Source organism: Pectinatus sottacetonis, assembly GCF_015732155.1.
GTDB lineage: Bacteria > Bacillota > Negativicutes > Selenomonadales > Selenomonadaceae > Pectinatus > Pectinatus sottacetonis.
In genome coordinates this window covers 692,087-708,094 of record NZ_WIQK01000001.1, presented here as the reverse complement: position 1 = coordinate 708,094, position 16,008 = coordinate 692,087, and the positions used below count along the sequence as shown (strand labels likewise).

Sequence of the window (16,008 nt, the reverse complement as noted above, 5' to 3'; positions counted from 1 at the left end):
CATGATGCAAAATAAGATAATATGGATGATAATTTACTTAGATTTTCTTATAGAAATACTTTGGTTTATGAGGAGAATTTTGTTATGCAGGGAACAATAAAGGAAAAAGCAGTAGAGACACTTATGATAGAAGCAAATGCTGTAAAGGCATTAACACAACATATAGATCAAGAGTTTGAAACAGTAGTAAGAGCTATTTTAGCATGCAAGGGCCGTATTATATTGACCGGAATGGGAAAATCGGGCCATATCGGACGTAAGATAGCAGCAACATTGGCTAGTACAGGAACACCAGCTTTTTTTATGCATCCGGGAGAAGCGTTCCATGGAGATTTGGGAATGGTAACAGCTGAAGACATCGTCATGGCATTGTCCCATAGTGGTGAATCTGCTGAAGTAATAAATATATTGCCAATAATAAAAAGAATTGGAGCATCAATAATAGCTTTATGTGGAAAACGTGATTCTTCATTAGGTCGTAATGCGGAATATTATGTTGATGTAAGTATAGAAAAAGAAGCTTGCCCACTGGGATTAGCACCGACAGCAAGTACCACAGCTACTCTCGCTATGGGAGATGCTATTGCGATGGCTCTTTTATCAGCACGAAATTTTACTGCAAAGGATTTTGCCGTATTTCACCCAGGTGGTGCTTTAGGACGAAGATTACTGCTGACGGTAGAAAATGTTATGCATAGTGGTGAAGATAATCCGGTTATAGGAAAAGATAAAACGGCGAAGGAAGCTTTGTTCTTAATGACAGATAAAGGGCTGGGGGCTACTTCGGTTGTGGATGAAAATAATAAATTTATCGGGCTTATAACAGATGGAGATATAAGACGAGGTTTATCTCAGGGCATAGAATTTTTAAACGAACCGGTAGAACGTCTTATGACAAAATCACCAATTACTATTGCACAAAATAAGATGGCAGCACAGGCTTTGAGTATTATGGAAAAACATAAACCACGGCCAATTACGGTACTGCCGGTTATTGATACAGAAAATAATCCTGTAGGGATTGTCCATCTTACCGATCTGCTGCGTCAAGGTGTAGTATAATGGAATTGAATGAAGGAGCGAATTTAAAAGCAGCAAAAGTTCGCTTGATTATTTTTGATTAAATGGGAGCCGCACACTCGTGACATTAGTCGTGAGTTAGGCGACCAAACTAGTCAGTATGTATAGAAATATGCATATAGAGATTGGCAAAGACCAATCCAATACTGCCTGAAATGCTGGAAACTCCTAAAGACAGCATAGCCACAACGCTAAGATGAAACAAGCTCAAACGTGACGGCGACGAAAGTAAAAAAAATATGCTGTATGGTGCAAGGTTAAACCCTAAACACTAAGAAAATGGACAATCAGCAGGAAAGCTCCGAACAGGAGAATCCCCAACGACTATTCCTCTTGAGGGAAGTACAGCCAAGCGGCTGGAAGTGGGCAGACCTTAACGGATAATGCCGAAGGACAAGATATAGTCTGTGCTTTATGGAAACATAAAGGAGTTCATAAGAGAACCGCATAGGAAGCAGCGAGCCAGTGTGAACGACACCTCCCCCATACGACTAAAAAAGAACTTACGACTCTTATATATGTTACTGCAAAGAACTTGCTTTTCTAAAGCCTGCATGTTAAGTTTAAAATAATCAGGCAATAATCTTGTAAAGATAAAAAGAAAAGTGAGCAATCATGGAAAAAGCCTTCAAATTTAGGATATACCCCAACAAAACACAATAACTACTGCTGCAAAAAACATTTGGCTGCGTAAGATATGTTTTTAATCACTATCTCGACATGCGAATCAAAGCATACAATAATGATAAAACCACACTTACCTATACCAAATGTTCCAGTAATTTAACGCAGTTGAAAAAAGAAAACACCTGGTTAAAAGAACCAGATAAATGTTCCTTACAAAACGCGTTAAAAGACCTCGATACAGCTTACCAGAACTTCTTTAAACACAAAAAAGTTGGCTTTCCTAAATTCAAGACCAAAAAAAACAGGCATAAATCCTACAAGACAAACTTTACCAATAGCAACATTGAATTTCTGGGAACAAAAATAAAACTTCCCAAACTAGGTAAAGTAAAAATAAGAGATAAGCAAGTACCGCAGGGCAGAATCTTAAACGCAGTAATATCACAAACCCCTGATGGTAAATACTTTGTATCCCTATGCTGTACAGAAATAGAAAAACCTGTTTTTAATCGTACTGACAACTATGTCGGTATCGACCTTGGCCTAAAAGAATTTGCAATCACCTCCGATGGCGATAAACATCCCCATCACAAATACCTCAAGCAGTCACTACGAAAACTTGCCAAACTGCAAAAAAGCTTGTCCCGAAAAACAAGGGGAAGTATAAACAGAAACAAAGCAAGAATCAAAGTAGCCAGATTACAGGCACGTATTGCAAATCAGCGAAAAGATATGCTGCATAAACTATCTCATAAACTTATAGAAAACTACGATGTTATCTGCTTAGAAGACTTACAAATAAATAACATGCTGAAAAACCACAAACTTGCCCGAAGTATTATAGATGCCAGCTGGTCAGAATTTATCCGCCAGATAAAATATAAAGCTCAGTGGTATAGCAAAGAAATAGTACAAATAGACAAATTCTATCCATCAAGCCAGCTGTGCCATAATTGTGGTTACCAGAACAAAGAAATAAAAGACCTTACTATAAGGAAATGGGAATGTCCTAACTGTAAAGCCCAGCATGACAGAGATATAAATGCCGCCATAAACATTCGCAATGAAGGACTAAGAATATTAAACATAACAGCGTAATAACATATATAAGAACCGTAGGAACTACGGGGATAGCCTGTGGAGATAATGTAAGACGTGCTTTTGGCGCAACTATCCGTGAAGCAGGAACCCCGCGACTTTAGTCGTGGGAGGTTCAGGTTGACGGTGTATTAAGTGATGGCAAGTTGTATTATGGTAATAAAGGTGAACTGCTCAAAACATTTTTTGTCAGAGATGGTTTAGGGATAAGTTTGGCCAGACAAAATGGTATAAAATTGGCAATAATAACCGGAAGAAAATCTGAAATAGTAGAAACACGTGGCAGAGAGTTAAAATTTAATGCTATTTATCAAGGGCAGTTATTCAAGATGGATGCTTTTGAAGCATTAAAGGAACAGTTTTCCCTGAAAAATGATGAAATTGCCTATATCGGTGATGATCTAGTGGATTTACCTATCATGGTAAGGGTCGGATTTGCTGCTGCTGTTGCTGATGCCGTTGAAGAAGTAAAACAAAATTCAGATATGGTAAGTGATTTTAAAGGCGGTTATGGAGCGGTACGTCAGATAATAGAGTTTATTTTAAAAGCGCAGGGCAAATGGCAGAAGATAGTAAAAGATTATTTAGAAAAAGCAGATTCTGCCAGATTATTTGATAATAAAGCTCAATAATTATATTATTAGATTGATTTTTAAAATTATTTTTGTTATTGTGATGGTAAGCGTTTGGAAAGGGGAAGTACTGTTGCAGTATCGTATATTAAAAATATTAAGTTTTTGTGTGTGCATGCTGCCGCATAAAGCATTATTATATATAGGTAAAGTTTTAGGAATATTATATTTTCGTTGTATAGCAAAGGAACGTAATAGGGCTATAAAACAAATGCGTGCGTCATTGGATAATAGTGAATCAGAAGCTGCTGAACTGGTGAAAAAATCTTTTATAAATATGGGACAATCTTTTCTGGAAATACTTTATACACCGCGTTTAAATAAAGCTAATATAAATGATTTTGTCGCACCGGAAGGACTCGAGAAGGTAAAGAATGCATTAGCAGAAGGACATGGAGTAGTACTTCTTACGGGGCATGTGGGAAATTGGGAATGGCTGGCAGCTTCACTGGCCTTTAATGGAATGCCAACGACGACTATAGTTAAGCCACAGCCTAATTCACAGCATACACGTATATTGAATGAATACAGGGAAATGGTAGGAGTAGAAGTTTTTGCCAGAGGAACAAGTGAGCTTTTAGCAGCGGCTAGAGCTTTAAAAAAAGGAAAAATTTTAGGTTTTCTGGCAGATCAGGATGCTGGTCCGGGCGGTGCGTTTATTAAGTTTTTAGGACGGACAGCATCTACTCCATTAGGACCAGCTGTATTTGCTCATAAATTTTCATCACCAGTAATACCTATGTTCATAGTGCGGCGTAACGATGGCAAACATCGTTTAATAGTCGGTAATGTTATGCGTTACAAGGACTCGGGAAATATAGATGATGATTTACTTACCTTTACACGGGAAATGACTGCTTTTGTGGAGAAGGTAATTAGAGAAAACCCTACGCAATGGCTATGGTTCCAGAAACGGTGGAATACTAAACCAAATGAACAAAAAATAAAACATCATGTATCGGGAAGACGATAAAGTATGAATAAATTAACAAAAAATAAAAAATTAATATTAATATATGCGCTTATCATATTTGTCGTTGCTGTCTGTGTATGGGCTGTTGTAACAAAACCAGTACCGACTAAAAAATCGGCTCAGAATGTAAATAATGAACGAAGTATGGATTATAAGTCCAATACTATTGTGGAAGAAAAAGATGGTAAAAAAATATGGGAAATAAAGGCTGAGAGCATAAATATGAACACTGATACACAAGAAGCGGAAATGAAAAAAATAGAAGGGAAATATTATGGTGAGCCGGGAAAGATTTTAACAGTGACAGCACCGCATGGGCTTTATGATGCAAAAGAAAAAAATATTATTTTGGATCAGGGAGTACATGCAGAAAATAGTGATGGTTTAAGCTTTGATGCGCAAAAAATGACATGGAATAATAAAGAACAGCTGTTTACAGGTGAGGGAAATGTAAGAATAGTCAGAGCTGATATACAGGCTGCTGGAGATAAATTTGAGAGCAGTAAAGCTTTTTCTCAGTTTAAGTTGACCGGTCATGCGCATATAATAAGGAGATAGAATGAGATGAAAAAAATGACCAATAAATTTAAAATAGCTGTTATAACTGTAGTATATACTTTTATAATATGTGTCGGGACAGTTTTTGCGGCAGAGAATAAAGCAACTGAAGTAAATGCAGATACAATAGAATATAATATGCAGACAGGCGTTATAAACGCTATGGGAAACGTGGTAATGATGCAAAATGGAGCAAGAATAAGTGGAACAAATGCCGTATATAATACAAAAACACAGCAAGGTAGTGTTACTGGTAATGTTGTTGCCGATAAGGGTAATATGCATATGACAGCAAATGAAGTTTTTACGCAAGGAGCAGACAATATAGTCGCGTCGGGAAATGTGAGAGCACATCAATTGGACAAGACACTTATTGGTTCAAAACTGGAGTATAATTCTAAAACAGATTATGCGATAATGCCTAGCGGAGGTAAAATCATATCAAAAGATGGTACTATCACTGGGAATACATTAGAAGCTTATATGGATAGTAATCATTTTATTGCGGCGGGAAATGTACATATAGTCAGTCAGACACGTAATATTGAAGCATATAGTGATAATGCAGATTATTATAGTGATGCGTCGGGAAAAATTGTGTTAAATGGTAATGCAGTAGCTATGCAGGATAATAATACTATAAAAGGTGATAAGCTTACCTTGTATTTAGATGATAATGGAAATGCGGCAATAAAATAGAAAATACAATGTAGTTGTTAATGCTTATTCATTTGAAATTCCCATTATAAAAGTTCGGGAAATTATAAAGTTCTGTCGCACATAACCATTTTTCTTCATAAATATGCAGTACACTATTTCCCATATCCGATGTCAGAGGGTGGAGAAATGCACAACGGGGGAGGCTGCATTTTATGATTTTTAATGTTGTTTGTGCGGCAATCTTTGTCTAGCGGGCTATTATGGCAGGATAGGCAAAACTGCTTTGGAGGTATAGTCTTGAATATAGATGCTAAAAATCTTATAAAAAATTATAAGGGCAGAAATGTGGTTAATAATGTATCACTTAGTGTAAAAAAAGGTGAAATTGTTGGACTGCTGGGACCTAATGGGGCAGGTAAGACTACAACATTTTATATGATAATAGGAATTGAACGACCGACAAAAGGTCAGATTTTTTTATCAGATTTGAATATTACAAGACTGCCTATGCATAAACGGGCTGAGCTGGGAGTTAGTTATCTAGCGCAGGAATCATCAATATTTCGCAAATTGACTGTTGAGGAAAACATATTAGCAATATTAGAAACAACGAGTTTATCGAAAAAAGATCAATTGAGAAAAAAAGATGAACTAATGGAAGAGTTTGGTTTGGAACATGTTAGCCAGCGTAAAGGAATGCAGCTTTCAGGAGGAGAAAGAAGGCGTGCTGAAATTGCCCGCTGTCTGGCATTAGAACCCAAATTTATTCTGCTTGACGAACCGTTCGCTGGTATAGATCCTTTAGCAGTAGCTGATATTCAAAATATAATCGGTTATCTTTGCAAAAGGGGAATGGGTATATTGATAACAGACCATAATGTGCGTGAAACTTTACAAATAGTAAATCGCGCTTATATAATGAATGAGGGTAAAATACTTGTATCTGGAGATAGTGCAACTATTGCTAATAGTGAAATAGCAAAGAAATTTTACCTTGGAGATAATTTTACTTTATAGGAGCAATTGTACATGCGAATTTTAGACCGATATATATTAAAAGAAGTATTATTAGCATTTTTATTTGGTATATTTGCTTTTTCTGCTGTTTTTATCGGCTCGGGTACATTGTTTCGTATTGCTCAGTATGTTACACAGTATGGTGCGTCTTTCTCTTCTGTAGTCAAATTATTTATATACAGCATGCCGGCGATAATGCTTTGGACCTTTCCAATGTCGATGCTGTTGTCTTCATTACTCGTATTTGGGAAATTATCAGGTTCAAGTGAAATAACAGCAATGAAATCATGTGGCGTAAGTTTTTATCGTCTTATGAGACCGATTATCATAATGGGATTTATCGTTAGCCTTTTTGCCATTGCTTTTAATGAATATGTAGTTCCTTGGGCTAATCAGGCTTATGCTGATGTTATAAATTATGAAATTAAGAATAATGCCAAACCGCAATCACAGGAACATATAATACTCAAGGAAATAAAGGATGGCAATATCCAAAGACTGATTTATGCACGCCGTTATGATGCTAAGAAAAACCGCATGGAAAGGATTGCCATGCAGGATTTTGAGAATGGGAAATTAGTGCGGGTGGAAAATGCGGATTACGCTGATTATTCAGGTAATGAATGGATATTGCATAATGGGATTATTTATTCCATATCTGATGGGGAAATGTCACATACAATGCATTTTGGGACGCAAAAACTTCCTATAAGGGAAGGTCCTGACAGTATAATACGTGAACAAAAAAAACCAGAAGAAATGACAATGAAGGAACTGGAACAGCAGATAAAAATAATGAAGAGCCAGTATGTTGATACAACTGATTTGGAAATAGAACTATATCAGAGAATAACTGTACCAATGGCCAGCTTAATATTTACTCTTATAGGGGCACCATTGGGAATGCAGCCAAATCGTAACAGTTCATCAATAGGTTTTGGTCTCAGTATTATTATAATTTTTATTTATTATGCGTTAATGACAATTGCAAGTGTGATAGGCAGAGTGGGTATACCACCAGCTTATGCAGTATGGCTGCCTAATATAATAGGAGCTGTTATTGGTATATATCTTATAAGAAAAGCGGCCAGATAGTGCATAATTCATAATTTGTAGGAAAAGGGGGGCAGCTGATATGTATGGCATTGTGTTGATAGTAATATTAGTAATAGTAGGCGGTATGATAGCTTTTATTGGCGATCGTCTGGGAAGTAAAGTAGGAAAAAAGCGAATGTCTTTGTTTGGTCTGCGGCCAAGGCATACATCGATAATAGTGACAATAATTACTGGTATTGCTATTACGACAATGACACTGGGGATTTTAGCTGTCACCTCAAAAAATGTACGAACAGCTCTTTTTGGTATGGAAAAACTTCAAGAGAAAATACAAATAACACAAAATAACTTAAATACGGCGCAAAATGGTTTGAAAGTAGCAGATGCTGATTTAAAAAAGGCGAAAATACAGCAGACTAAAATGCATATGGAATTGACAAAAACTAATGATGCACTTAGTGCAGCGCAGAGAGAAACAAAAAAAATGCAGAAGCATCAATTGCAACTGTTGGCTGATAATGATAAACTCGAAGAGCAGAATGTATTTCTTGATAATACAAATGAAGCATTGCAAAATAATAATGATGATCTTAAGAATAATAATGACCAACTGCAAAAACAAAATGATGATCTCCTTAAAAGAAATGGAGATTTGAGCAATAAGAAGATTATATATCAGGCGGGAGAACTTATTTTTGGCGGAATTGTTTCCTCTACAACTGACAGGGCAGCTGCTCAAAGCAGCTTGTCAAAATTGATTACTATTGCCAATACTAAAGTAGCAATAAAATCAGGAGAATCAGTTAATGGTAAAACAGGAATTTGGATTTATCCCAGTGAGTATGAGGATGCTATAGATAAAATATGCTCGGCTAAGACAGAAATGGTCATTCGTCTTATTGCAGCAGCAAATCTGGTAAAAGGTGAACCTGTACGCACAAATATAGAATTATATCCTGATAAAATAGTTTATTATGATGGAGAAGTTATTACGAATGGTGAATTTATTTTAAATGGAACGAAAGAACGAGCACAGCAGGTATTACTGGTTTTTTTACATGATATTAATAAAATAGCTTCGGCTAATGGCATTTTACCGGATCCATTGCGTGGATCTATAGGTGTGATAAATATGGAACAATTATATAATGTTACCGATGTTTTATCACGGGTGAATGGTAAGATCATCATTACGGCATATTCCCGGGGAAATACCGATATATTAGGCCCGTTGCACTTAACATTAAAAGTAGAGGAACTGCAAGAAAATGAGTAATATGGATGAAACATATATAATGGCTATAGATCCTGGACGTGATAAAAGTGGAATTGCTGTCTTATCTTTAGATAAGACAGCAATTTTTCATAAGACAATACTTACAAGGCAGATTACTATCGCTGTTGCCAAGTTGCGAGAAAAATATCAGATAAAAAATATAGTTATAGGTAGTGGTACTACCAGTAAAAAAATGCAGGCAGTAATAAAGCAATGTTTGCCAGAAATAAATATACATATAGTTGATGAATACAGGACGACTGATGCTGCTAAAAAAAGATATTGGCAGAAAAATCCGCCAAAAGGGTTAAGAAAGATTATTCCACGGGGAATGCTTGTACCGCCGGTGCCAGTTGATGATTTGGCAGCAATTATAATTGGTGAAAAATTTTTGGATAATAGAGCTTAAAAAATTCAGTATAATTATTTTATAATAGGAGGGAGTAATAAATGGAAAAGGAATATTTGAGAAAATTGATTGATACGGCAAAAGGCCGCAGAAAAGCAGATCTAGTGCTAAAAAACTGCCAGATAGTCGATGTTTATAATGCTAAACTGATAAAAGGAGATATTGCGGTAGCGGGAGCTTCTATAGCCGGTATTGGAAAATATACGGGCAGTGAAGAAAAAAATATGAATGGAGGATTTGTTATACCTGGTCTTATAGACAGCCATATTCATATAGAATCTTCCTGTGTAAGCCCGGAAGAAATTGGTGCTCTTCTAGTACCACATGGAACGTCGACTATTATTGCTGATCCTCATGAAATTGTTAATGTATGCGGGATGAATGGCCTGGCATATATGATTAAAGCTGCGGCTAATACACGATTGGATATAAAATATATGATGCCATCATGTGTTCCAGCAACGCCTTTTGAACATGCAGGGGCAAATATTACGGCTGATGTTATGCGTGATATGATGGCTTCGGATAAGATACTGGGATTGGGAGAATTTATGAATTTTCCCGGAGTAATAGCAGCAGATGAGGAAGTTTTGGCAAAGATTTTGACAGCGAAGGAAAATGGTAAAATTATTGATGGACATGGACCCGGATTAGCAGGAAATGATTTGAATACGTATATTGCTGCGGGAATAAGCGATGACCATGAGTGTACTACTGTTGAAGAAATGAACGCGAAACTTGAACGCGGTATGTATATACTTTTGCGTAATGGGTCAGCCTGTCATGATTTGATAAAACTTGTCAAAGGAGTAACTGCAGCTAATGAGCGCCGCTGTTTATTATGTTCAGATGATAGACAACCAAAAACAATTTTTTCCAAGGGGCATCTTGAAGATCATTTGAGAATATGTGTGCGGGCGGGATTAGATCCTTTTACGGCGATAAGAATGGCGACAATTAATGCTGCTGAATGTTTTGGACTGACAGATAGGGGGGGGATAGCTCCCGGGAAAAAAGCAGATCTTGTCGTAGTTGATGATTTGGAGAATTTTAATGTATCAGATGTTTATATTGATGGAATTTTAACGGCATCACGAGGACAATATTTGCCGCAAATAAAGAAATATCCTATTAATAAGGTCACAGGCACATGCCATGTGAAGGATTTTTCGCAGGAAAAATTATCTTTGAAACTTACATCTAACAAAGTAAAAACAATTGATATTATGCCGGATGGTGTAGTTACAGGGCAGGGAACAGCAATAGTACAATTGAATGAAAACAGTGAGTTTGTATATTCTCCGGATAATGATATAGTCAAAATAGCTGTTATTGAAAGACATAAATATACAGGAAATGTGGCAACAGGGTTGTTAAGAAATTATGGGATAAAAAAGGGGGCTGTTGCTGTTTCAATAGCGCATGATTCGCATAATATTATAGCTGTGGGAACCAATGATAAAGATATATACTATGCAGTTAATGAATTAATAAAACATCAGGGGGGGATTGTCCTGTCCTGTGCTGCTAAAACTATAGCAGCAATGCCAATGCCTATTGCGGGGATTATGAGTGATAAGGATGGCAGGTGGGTCAATGATAAGCTGACGATAATTCATAAGGTTGCGTATGAAAAACTTGGAATCAATAGAAATATAGATCCAATTATGACATTATGTTTTATGGCACTGCCGGTAATTCCAAAATTAAAGATAACTGATATGGGTTTATTTGATGTTACAAAATTCGCTTTTACTTCTGTAGAAGCTTAGAATATGAGGTCGATTTATTATGCGGGAAGTTATTATGCTAGGAACAGGTAATGCTATGGTCACGAAATATTATAATACCTGTTTTGCGGTTCGATTGAATGAAAAAGAATTTTTTTTAGTAGATGCTGGCGGAGGAAATACTATTTTAAAACAGCTGGAAACAGTTGGATTAAAATATAATATGCTTCATCATATGTTTGTAACTCATGGACATACAGACCATATCTTAGGTGTAATATGGATTATAAGAAAAATTGCTTCTCTGGCGGAACAGGATAAATATGCAGGTATTTTAAATATATATGGTTCTGTTGAGGTGATAAATATAATAAGGACAATAGCAGAGCTGACTTTAAAAGATAAGGATCTAGCGCAGATAGGTAAAAGTATTATGCTTATGCCGGTAAAAGATCGGGAAGTAAAAATGATTTTTGCAGCGGAAGTAACTTTTTTTAATATTTTTTCTACTAAGAAAGCACAGTTTGGTTTTAGGCTAATTTTCCCGGATGGCTATAAGCTATCATGTCTGGGAGATGAACCATATAATACGAAATGTTGTGATATAGTTAATAATAGTGATCTTTTACTATTGGAGGCTTATTGTTTATATTCAGATAGAGATAAATTTAATCCGTATGGAAAACACCATAGTACTGTCAAGGAAGCATGTGAAACAGCGCAAAAATTAAATGCTGTCCATGTACTCCTTTATCATACTGAGGATAAAACTTATCCTCAGCGCAAGGAAAGATACACTGCTGAAGCAAAGCAATATTTTTCTGGAATTGTATATGTGCCGGATGATTTGGAAAGAATAATATTATGAAAATAAAACCCGCATAATTTTTGGATGTGGGTTTTATTTTGTTTAATGACAAATATTGATTATTTTGTTGTTTTAGTGTATAACTATAATATAGACTTTTACACGATAAAGACTTAACGAGAGAAAATATAATATTTAGATTAACCAGGAGGATCATATGAGTAATCCAAAATTGAAAGATGAATTGAATGACCATTTATGTGAATCAGTTTTAAGCTTGAAGAGCATAGAAGAATGTTATCAGTTTTTTGAAGATATCTGCACTGTAAGTGAAATAAAAGCAATGGCGCAGCGGCTGGAAGTCGCATCTATGCTTAGACAGGGATATATATATGAGGAAATAGTTGAGAGAACCGGAGCAAGTACAGCCACGATAAGCCGTGTAAAACGATGTTTAAATTATGGTGCTGATGGGTATAATATCGTATTAGACCGGTTGGGAGTGAAACATAATACTGCATTAAGAAATGGAGAGAAGAAATAAGTGTGTCGTGATAAAGAATTTTTATTAGAAATACCATATGGAATGCGTGATTTTTTACCACATGATGCTGCGATAAAGAGAAATGTGGAAAATGTATTAGCAGAATTATTTAAGGTTTGGGGATATGATGAAGTTATTACACCAACTGTTGAATATATGGATACACTTACTATAGATAACAAGGATACTATAGATAAACATATGTTTAAGTTTTTTGATAAAAATAATCGTACATTGGCGCTGCGTAATGAAATGACAACTTCTATAGCCAGGCTTGTTTCCAGCAGAATGCAGGATGAAAACCTGCCGTTAAAACTGTCATATATTTGTAAAGTATATCGATATGAGCAAGCCCAGACTGGCAGACAGTGTGAGTTTTATCAGGCTGGAGTGGAATTGATGGGTAATAATGATCCATCAGCAGATGCAGAAATAATTGCTTTGTCCATAGAGAGTATGCTAAAAGCAGGTCTGAATGACTTTCAAGTTTGTATGGGACAGGTGGCTTTTATAAATGGTCTTATGCAGCAATGGCAATTATCAGATGAGGAACAAAAAACTTTGCGGTCTGCTTTAGAAAGACATGATTTGGTTAAATTGGAAAAAATAGCTGATAAAACAAATTTATCAGCGGAAGATAAAAATATATTAAAAATGTTGCCAATGCTTCATGGCAAGGAAGAAGTTTTGGCAAAAGCAAAAATTTTTTCTAATAATGAACAAAGTAAAAAAGCCATAGCTAATTTGAAAACTGTTTATGAATTACTTAAAAGTTATGGAGTAGAAAAATATGTTGTATTCGATTTGGGTGTTATCCGCGATTTTACCTATTACACAGGCATGGTTTTTGAAATATATGTACCTGGATTGGGTTGTCCGTTGTGCGGTGGTGGTCGATATGATAATCTTTTGGCTAATTTTGGTAATAAATGTCCGGCAACTGGATTTGCGTTAGGTCTGGAACGGTTAATGCTAGCTCTCAAAAAACAAGGGAAAAGTGAGCAATTAGTAAATGGAAAAGATAATTATGTGGCTTACGCAGCAGGCCATTATAAAGAGGCAATAGAAAAAGCTGTAACATTGAGAATGGCGGGGGAAGTAACAGAACTTGCTGATAAAAAGCAAAGTTTTGCAGAAGCAGAGCTTTACTGCCAGACAAAAGGATATATGAATCTGGTTTACTTAGCATGATGAAAAGAATAGTGCAGTTTTACCGGGCAGTTACAGCAGACTTATCATATTGTGATGAATTGTTTATAAAGGCACATTTATCTGATAAGGAATTAAAATTATTTAACGATATGAATGCATATGATAAATGTCATGCAGTCAATGTGGCTGTAACAGCAGAAAAAATGGCAGAACAAAGAGTGGATATTAATAACGAACTACTCATAAAAGCAGCATTATTACATGATATAGGAAGAGATAGGTATACAAATCTTTGGGATAAAGTATTTACAGTAATTATATGCAGTATTTCCAAAAGTCTGTCATTGCGTTTAGCAGAAAAAAATGCCAGGGGCATTGGCGGTAAATGGCGCAGAAACTTGTACATATGTATAAATCATGCGGAACTGAGTGCGCAGAAATTAGAAAAAATCAATCAGAAAAGTATTGCTGCTATAGTAAGACAGCATCATGCAGAACCGTTGCCGGATGATAATGAGGAACTTGTTATACTACGCAAGGCTGATGAACTGAATTGAAATGCAGCAATATTCTTATAAGGAAAGGTGTTGGATAAATGTCAGCAGAAAATATGGAATATCTTACGATTGCTCTGCCGAAGGGAAAAGTTTTTACTAAGGCAGTTGATTTATTTAGTAAAATCGGCTATACCGCGGAAGGCCTGTCTGATAAGTCACGTAAACTTATTATTGTTAACGAAGAAAAGAAAATAAGATTTATAATCACTAAAACAGCCGATGTACCTGTGTATGTAGAATATGGAGCAGCTGATATAGGCATTATTGGTAAGGATGTTTTGCTGGAATCGGCAAAAGATGTTTATGAATTATTGGATCTGAACATAGCTAAATGCCATTTAATGATGGCTGTTCCTAAAAAATTAAAACGACTGCGGCTTATTGATTATGCTAACACCAGAGTGGCAACCAAATTTCCCCATATTGCAGCTAGTTTTTTTAACAGCAGGGGCATGCAGATGGAATATATAAAATTACATGGGTCAATTGAATTAGGTCCTATTGTCGGATTATCAGAAAGTATTGTTGATATAGTGGAAACAGGAACTACTTTGCGGGAAAATGATTTAGAAGAATATGCTTTTATAGCTGATGCTACAGCAAGACTGATAGCCAACAGAGTCAGCTTTAAACTGAAATTTTCCCGCATCAATCAAATGACTGAAGAGCTACGGCAGGTAATAAACAAATGACTAAAATATATGGGGTTAATGTGTTATTTATATAAAGAACAGGCTGTTAAATTTGGGGAGGTTGTACTATTGTTAAAATATCGTGCGGGAATAAAAAAATTACCTGAATATAATGTCAATGAACATGACTGGAAAATAAAACTGGATGCTAATGAATGTAATATGAACTTGCCGCCATTGGTTGAAGAACGAGTAATGGGACGTATTTCCCGGCTGGCTTTTAATCGCTACCCGGCATTAGAAGTTCAATCACTTATTGAGCAGCTTGCTTCTGGATATAACGTTATGGAGGATAATATAACTATTGCTAATGGATCAAGTGAAATTTTAGAAAAATTATTTTTCTCCTTTGGTGGACGCAATCACAGGATAGTTTATCCGCAGCCATCTTTTTCTATGTATAAAATATATACTGAATTGAGTAATTCTGTAGGAATACCATTTGATTTGGCAGAAGACTATACTCTTGATTCTCAAAAATTTGTTAATACCGTAAATGAAAATAAGGCTCATCTGGCTATTATATGTGCTCCCAATAATCCTACCGGAACCCATATCCCGTTAGAAGATATTGAATATATTGCTAAAAATATTGATTGTGCGTTTGTGGTAGATGAGGCTTATATCGAATTTGACGGTGAATCAGCAGTTAAATTCTGCGCTAGATATCCGCATATGATGGTAGCACGGACTTTTTCCAAGGCATTTGGGTTGGCTGGAGCCCGAGTAGGGTATCTTATAGCTGACAGTAGGATAACAAAAGTTATAGGAAAAGTATTTATGCCATATCATGTGAATAGTATGTCAGCTGCAACAGCGGATATTGTTTATCAGATGAAAGTTGAATATGAACCGCGTATTGCAATGATGCAGACTGAGCGCAGCCGTATTGAAAATGAACTGAATAAGCTGGATGGTTTGAAGGTATATCCTTCAAGAACAAATTTTGTTTTGTTTAAATATGATAAGGCTGATGCATTGAATGAATATTTGAACGGTAGGGGAATTGCTGTGAGAAATTTTGGGAATGCTCCGCGTCTCGATAACTGCATACGGATGACGGCGGGACTCAGGGAAGAGAATGATATTTGCATGAATATAATAAGAAATTTTGTGCAAAACGGCGGCAGGGAGTAAAA

15 protein-coding genes and 2 pseudogenes are annotated in these 16,008 nt (G+C 36.0%); all 17 read left to right on the top strand.

The window, feature by feature from the left end:
* Positions 1–84 precede the first annotated feature (84 nt).
* The 17 genes and pseudogenes from I6760_RS03295 (at position 85) to hisC (ending at position 16,006) form a co-directional block, all read left to right on the top strand.
* Complete coding sequence (locus tag I6760_RS03295) at positions 85–1,062, top strand: KpsF/GutQ family sugar-phosphate isomerase (RefSeq protein ID WP_196593072.1); 978 nt, start codon at positions 85–87, stop codon at positions 1,060–1,062.
* Between the two features lie 633 nt (positions 1,063–1,695).
* A pseudogene (gene tnpB, locus I6760_RS03290) lies at positions 1,696–2,805 on the top strand (IS200/IS605 family element RNA-guided endonuclease TnpB).
* Between the two features lie 113 nt (positions 2,806–2,918).
* Positions 2,919–3,437 (top strand): annotated as a pseudogene (locus I6760_RS03285) (KdsC family phosphatase); the annotation flags it as partial.
* A 73-nt stretch (positions 3,438–3,510) separates the two neighbouring features.
* The gene (locus I6760_RS03280) at positions 3,511–4,410 is read left to right on the top strand and encodes a lysophospholipid acyltransferase family protein (RefSeq protein ID WP_231036068.1); all 900 of its coding nucleotides are present in this window, start codon (positions 3,511–3,513) and stop codon (positions 4,408–4,410) included.
* Positions 4,411–4,413: 3 nt separating this feature from the next.
* Positions 4,414–4,968, top strand: a complete 555-nt coding sequence (lptC, locus tag I6760_RS03275; RefSeq protein WP_196593070.1) for an LPS export ABC transporter periplasmic protein LptC — start codon at positions 4,414–4,416, stop codon at positions 4,966–4,968.
* Between the two features lie 6 nt (positions 4,969–4,974).
* Positions 4,975–5,667 carry an LptA/OstA family protein gene (locus tag I6760_RS03270; protein WP_196593069.1) on the top strand — a complete coding sequence of 231 codons (693 nt, stop codon included), beginning with the start codon at positions 4,975–4,977 and terminating at the stop codon, positions 5,665–5,667.
* A 258-nt stretch (positions 5,668–5,925) separates the two neighbouring features.
* Entirely contained in the window at positions 5,926–6,645 is a 720-nt protein-coding gene (gene lptB / locus I6760_RS03265) for an LPS export ABC transporter ATP-binding protein (RefSeq protein ID WP_196593068.1), read from the top strand.
* Between the two features lie 12 nt (positions 6,646–6,657).
* The gene (locus I6760_RS03260) at positions 6,658–7,740 is read left to right on the top strand and encodes an LptF/LptG family permease (RefSeq protein ID WP_196593067.1); all 1,083 of its coding nucleotides are present in this window, start codon (positions 6,658–6,660) and stop codon (positions 7,738–7,740) included.
* A 40-nt stretch (positions 7,741–7,780) separates the two neighbouring features.
* Positions 7,781–8,977 carry a DUF3084 domain-containing protein gene (locus tag I6760_RS03255; protein ID WP_196593066.1) on the top strand — a complete coding sequence of 399 codons (1,197 nt, stop codon included), beginning with the start codon at positions 7,781–7,783 and terminating at the stop codon, positions 8,975–8,977.
* A 1-nt stretch (position 8,978) separates the two neighbouring features.
* Positions 8,979–9,386, top strand: a complete 408-nt coding sequence (gene ruvX / locus I6760_RS03250) for a Holliday junction resolvase RuvX (protein ID WP_196594746.1) — start codon at positions 8,979–8,981, stop codon at positions 9,384–9,386.
* Positions 9,387–9,427: 41 nt separating this feature from the next.
* Entirely contained in the window at positions 9,428–11,158 is a 1,731-nt protein-coding gene (gene ade, locus I6760_RS03245) for an adenine deaminase (protein WP_196593065.1), read from the top strand.
* Between the two features lie 19 nt (positions 11,159–11,177).
* A complete protein-coding gene (locus I6760_RS03240) occupies positions 11,178–11,984 on the top strand; it encodes an MBL fold metallo-hydrolase (RefSeq protein WP_196593064.1) in 807 nt (268 codons plus the stop codon).
* 157 nt (positions 11,985–12,141) lie between these two features.
* Positions 12,142–12,468 carry a YerC/YecD family TrpR-related protein gene (locus tag I6760_RS03235; protein WP_196593063.1) on the top strand — a complete coding sequence of 109 codons (327 nt, stop codon included), beginning with the start codon at positions 12,142–12,144 and terminating at the stop codon, positions 12,466–12,468.
* A 42-nt stretch (positions 12,469–12,510) separates the two neighbouring features.
* Entirely contained in the window at positions 12,511–13,659 is a 1,149-nt protein-coding gene (gene hisZ / locus I6760_RS03230) for an ATP phosphoribosyltransferase regulatory subunit (protein WP_196594745.1), read from the top strand.
* Complete coding sequence (locus tag I6760_RS03225) at positions 13,656–14,177, top strand: HD domain-containing protein (RefSeq protein ID WP_196593062.1); 522 nt, start codon at positions 13,656–13,658, stop codon at positions 14,175–14,177. Before hisZ ends, I6760_RS03225 begins: the two co-directional genes overlap by 4 nt.
* A 38-nt stretch (positions 14,178–14,215) precedes the next feature.
* A complete protein-coding gene (gene hisG, locus I6760_RS03220; protein ID WP_196593061.1) occupies positions 14,216–14,869 on the top strand; it encodes an ATP phosphoribosyltransferase in 654 nt (217 codons plus the stop codon).
* A gap of 69 nt (positions 14,870–14,938) precedes the next feature.
* The gene (gene hisC, locus I6760_RS03215; RefSeq protein ID WP_196593060.1) at positions 14,939–16,006 is read left to right on the top strand and encodes a histidinol-phosphate transaminase; all 1,068 of its coding nucleotides are present in this window, start codon (positions 14,939–14,941) and stop codon (positions 16,004–16,006) included.
* Positions 16,007–16,008: the final 2 nt, after the last annotated feature.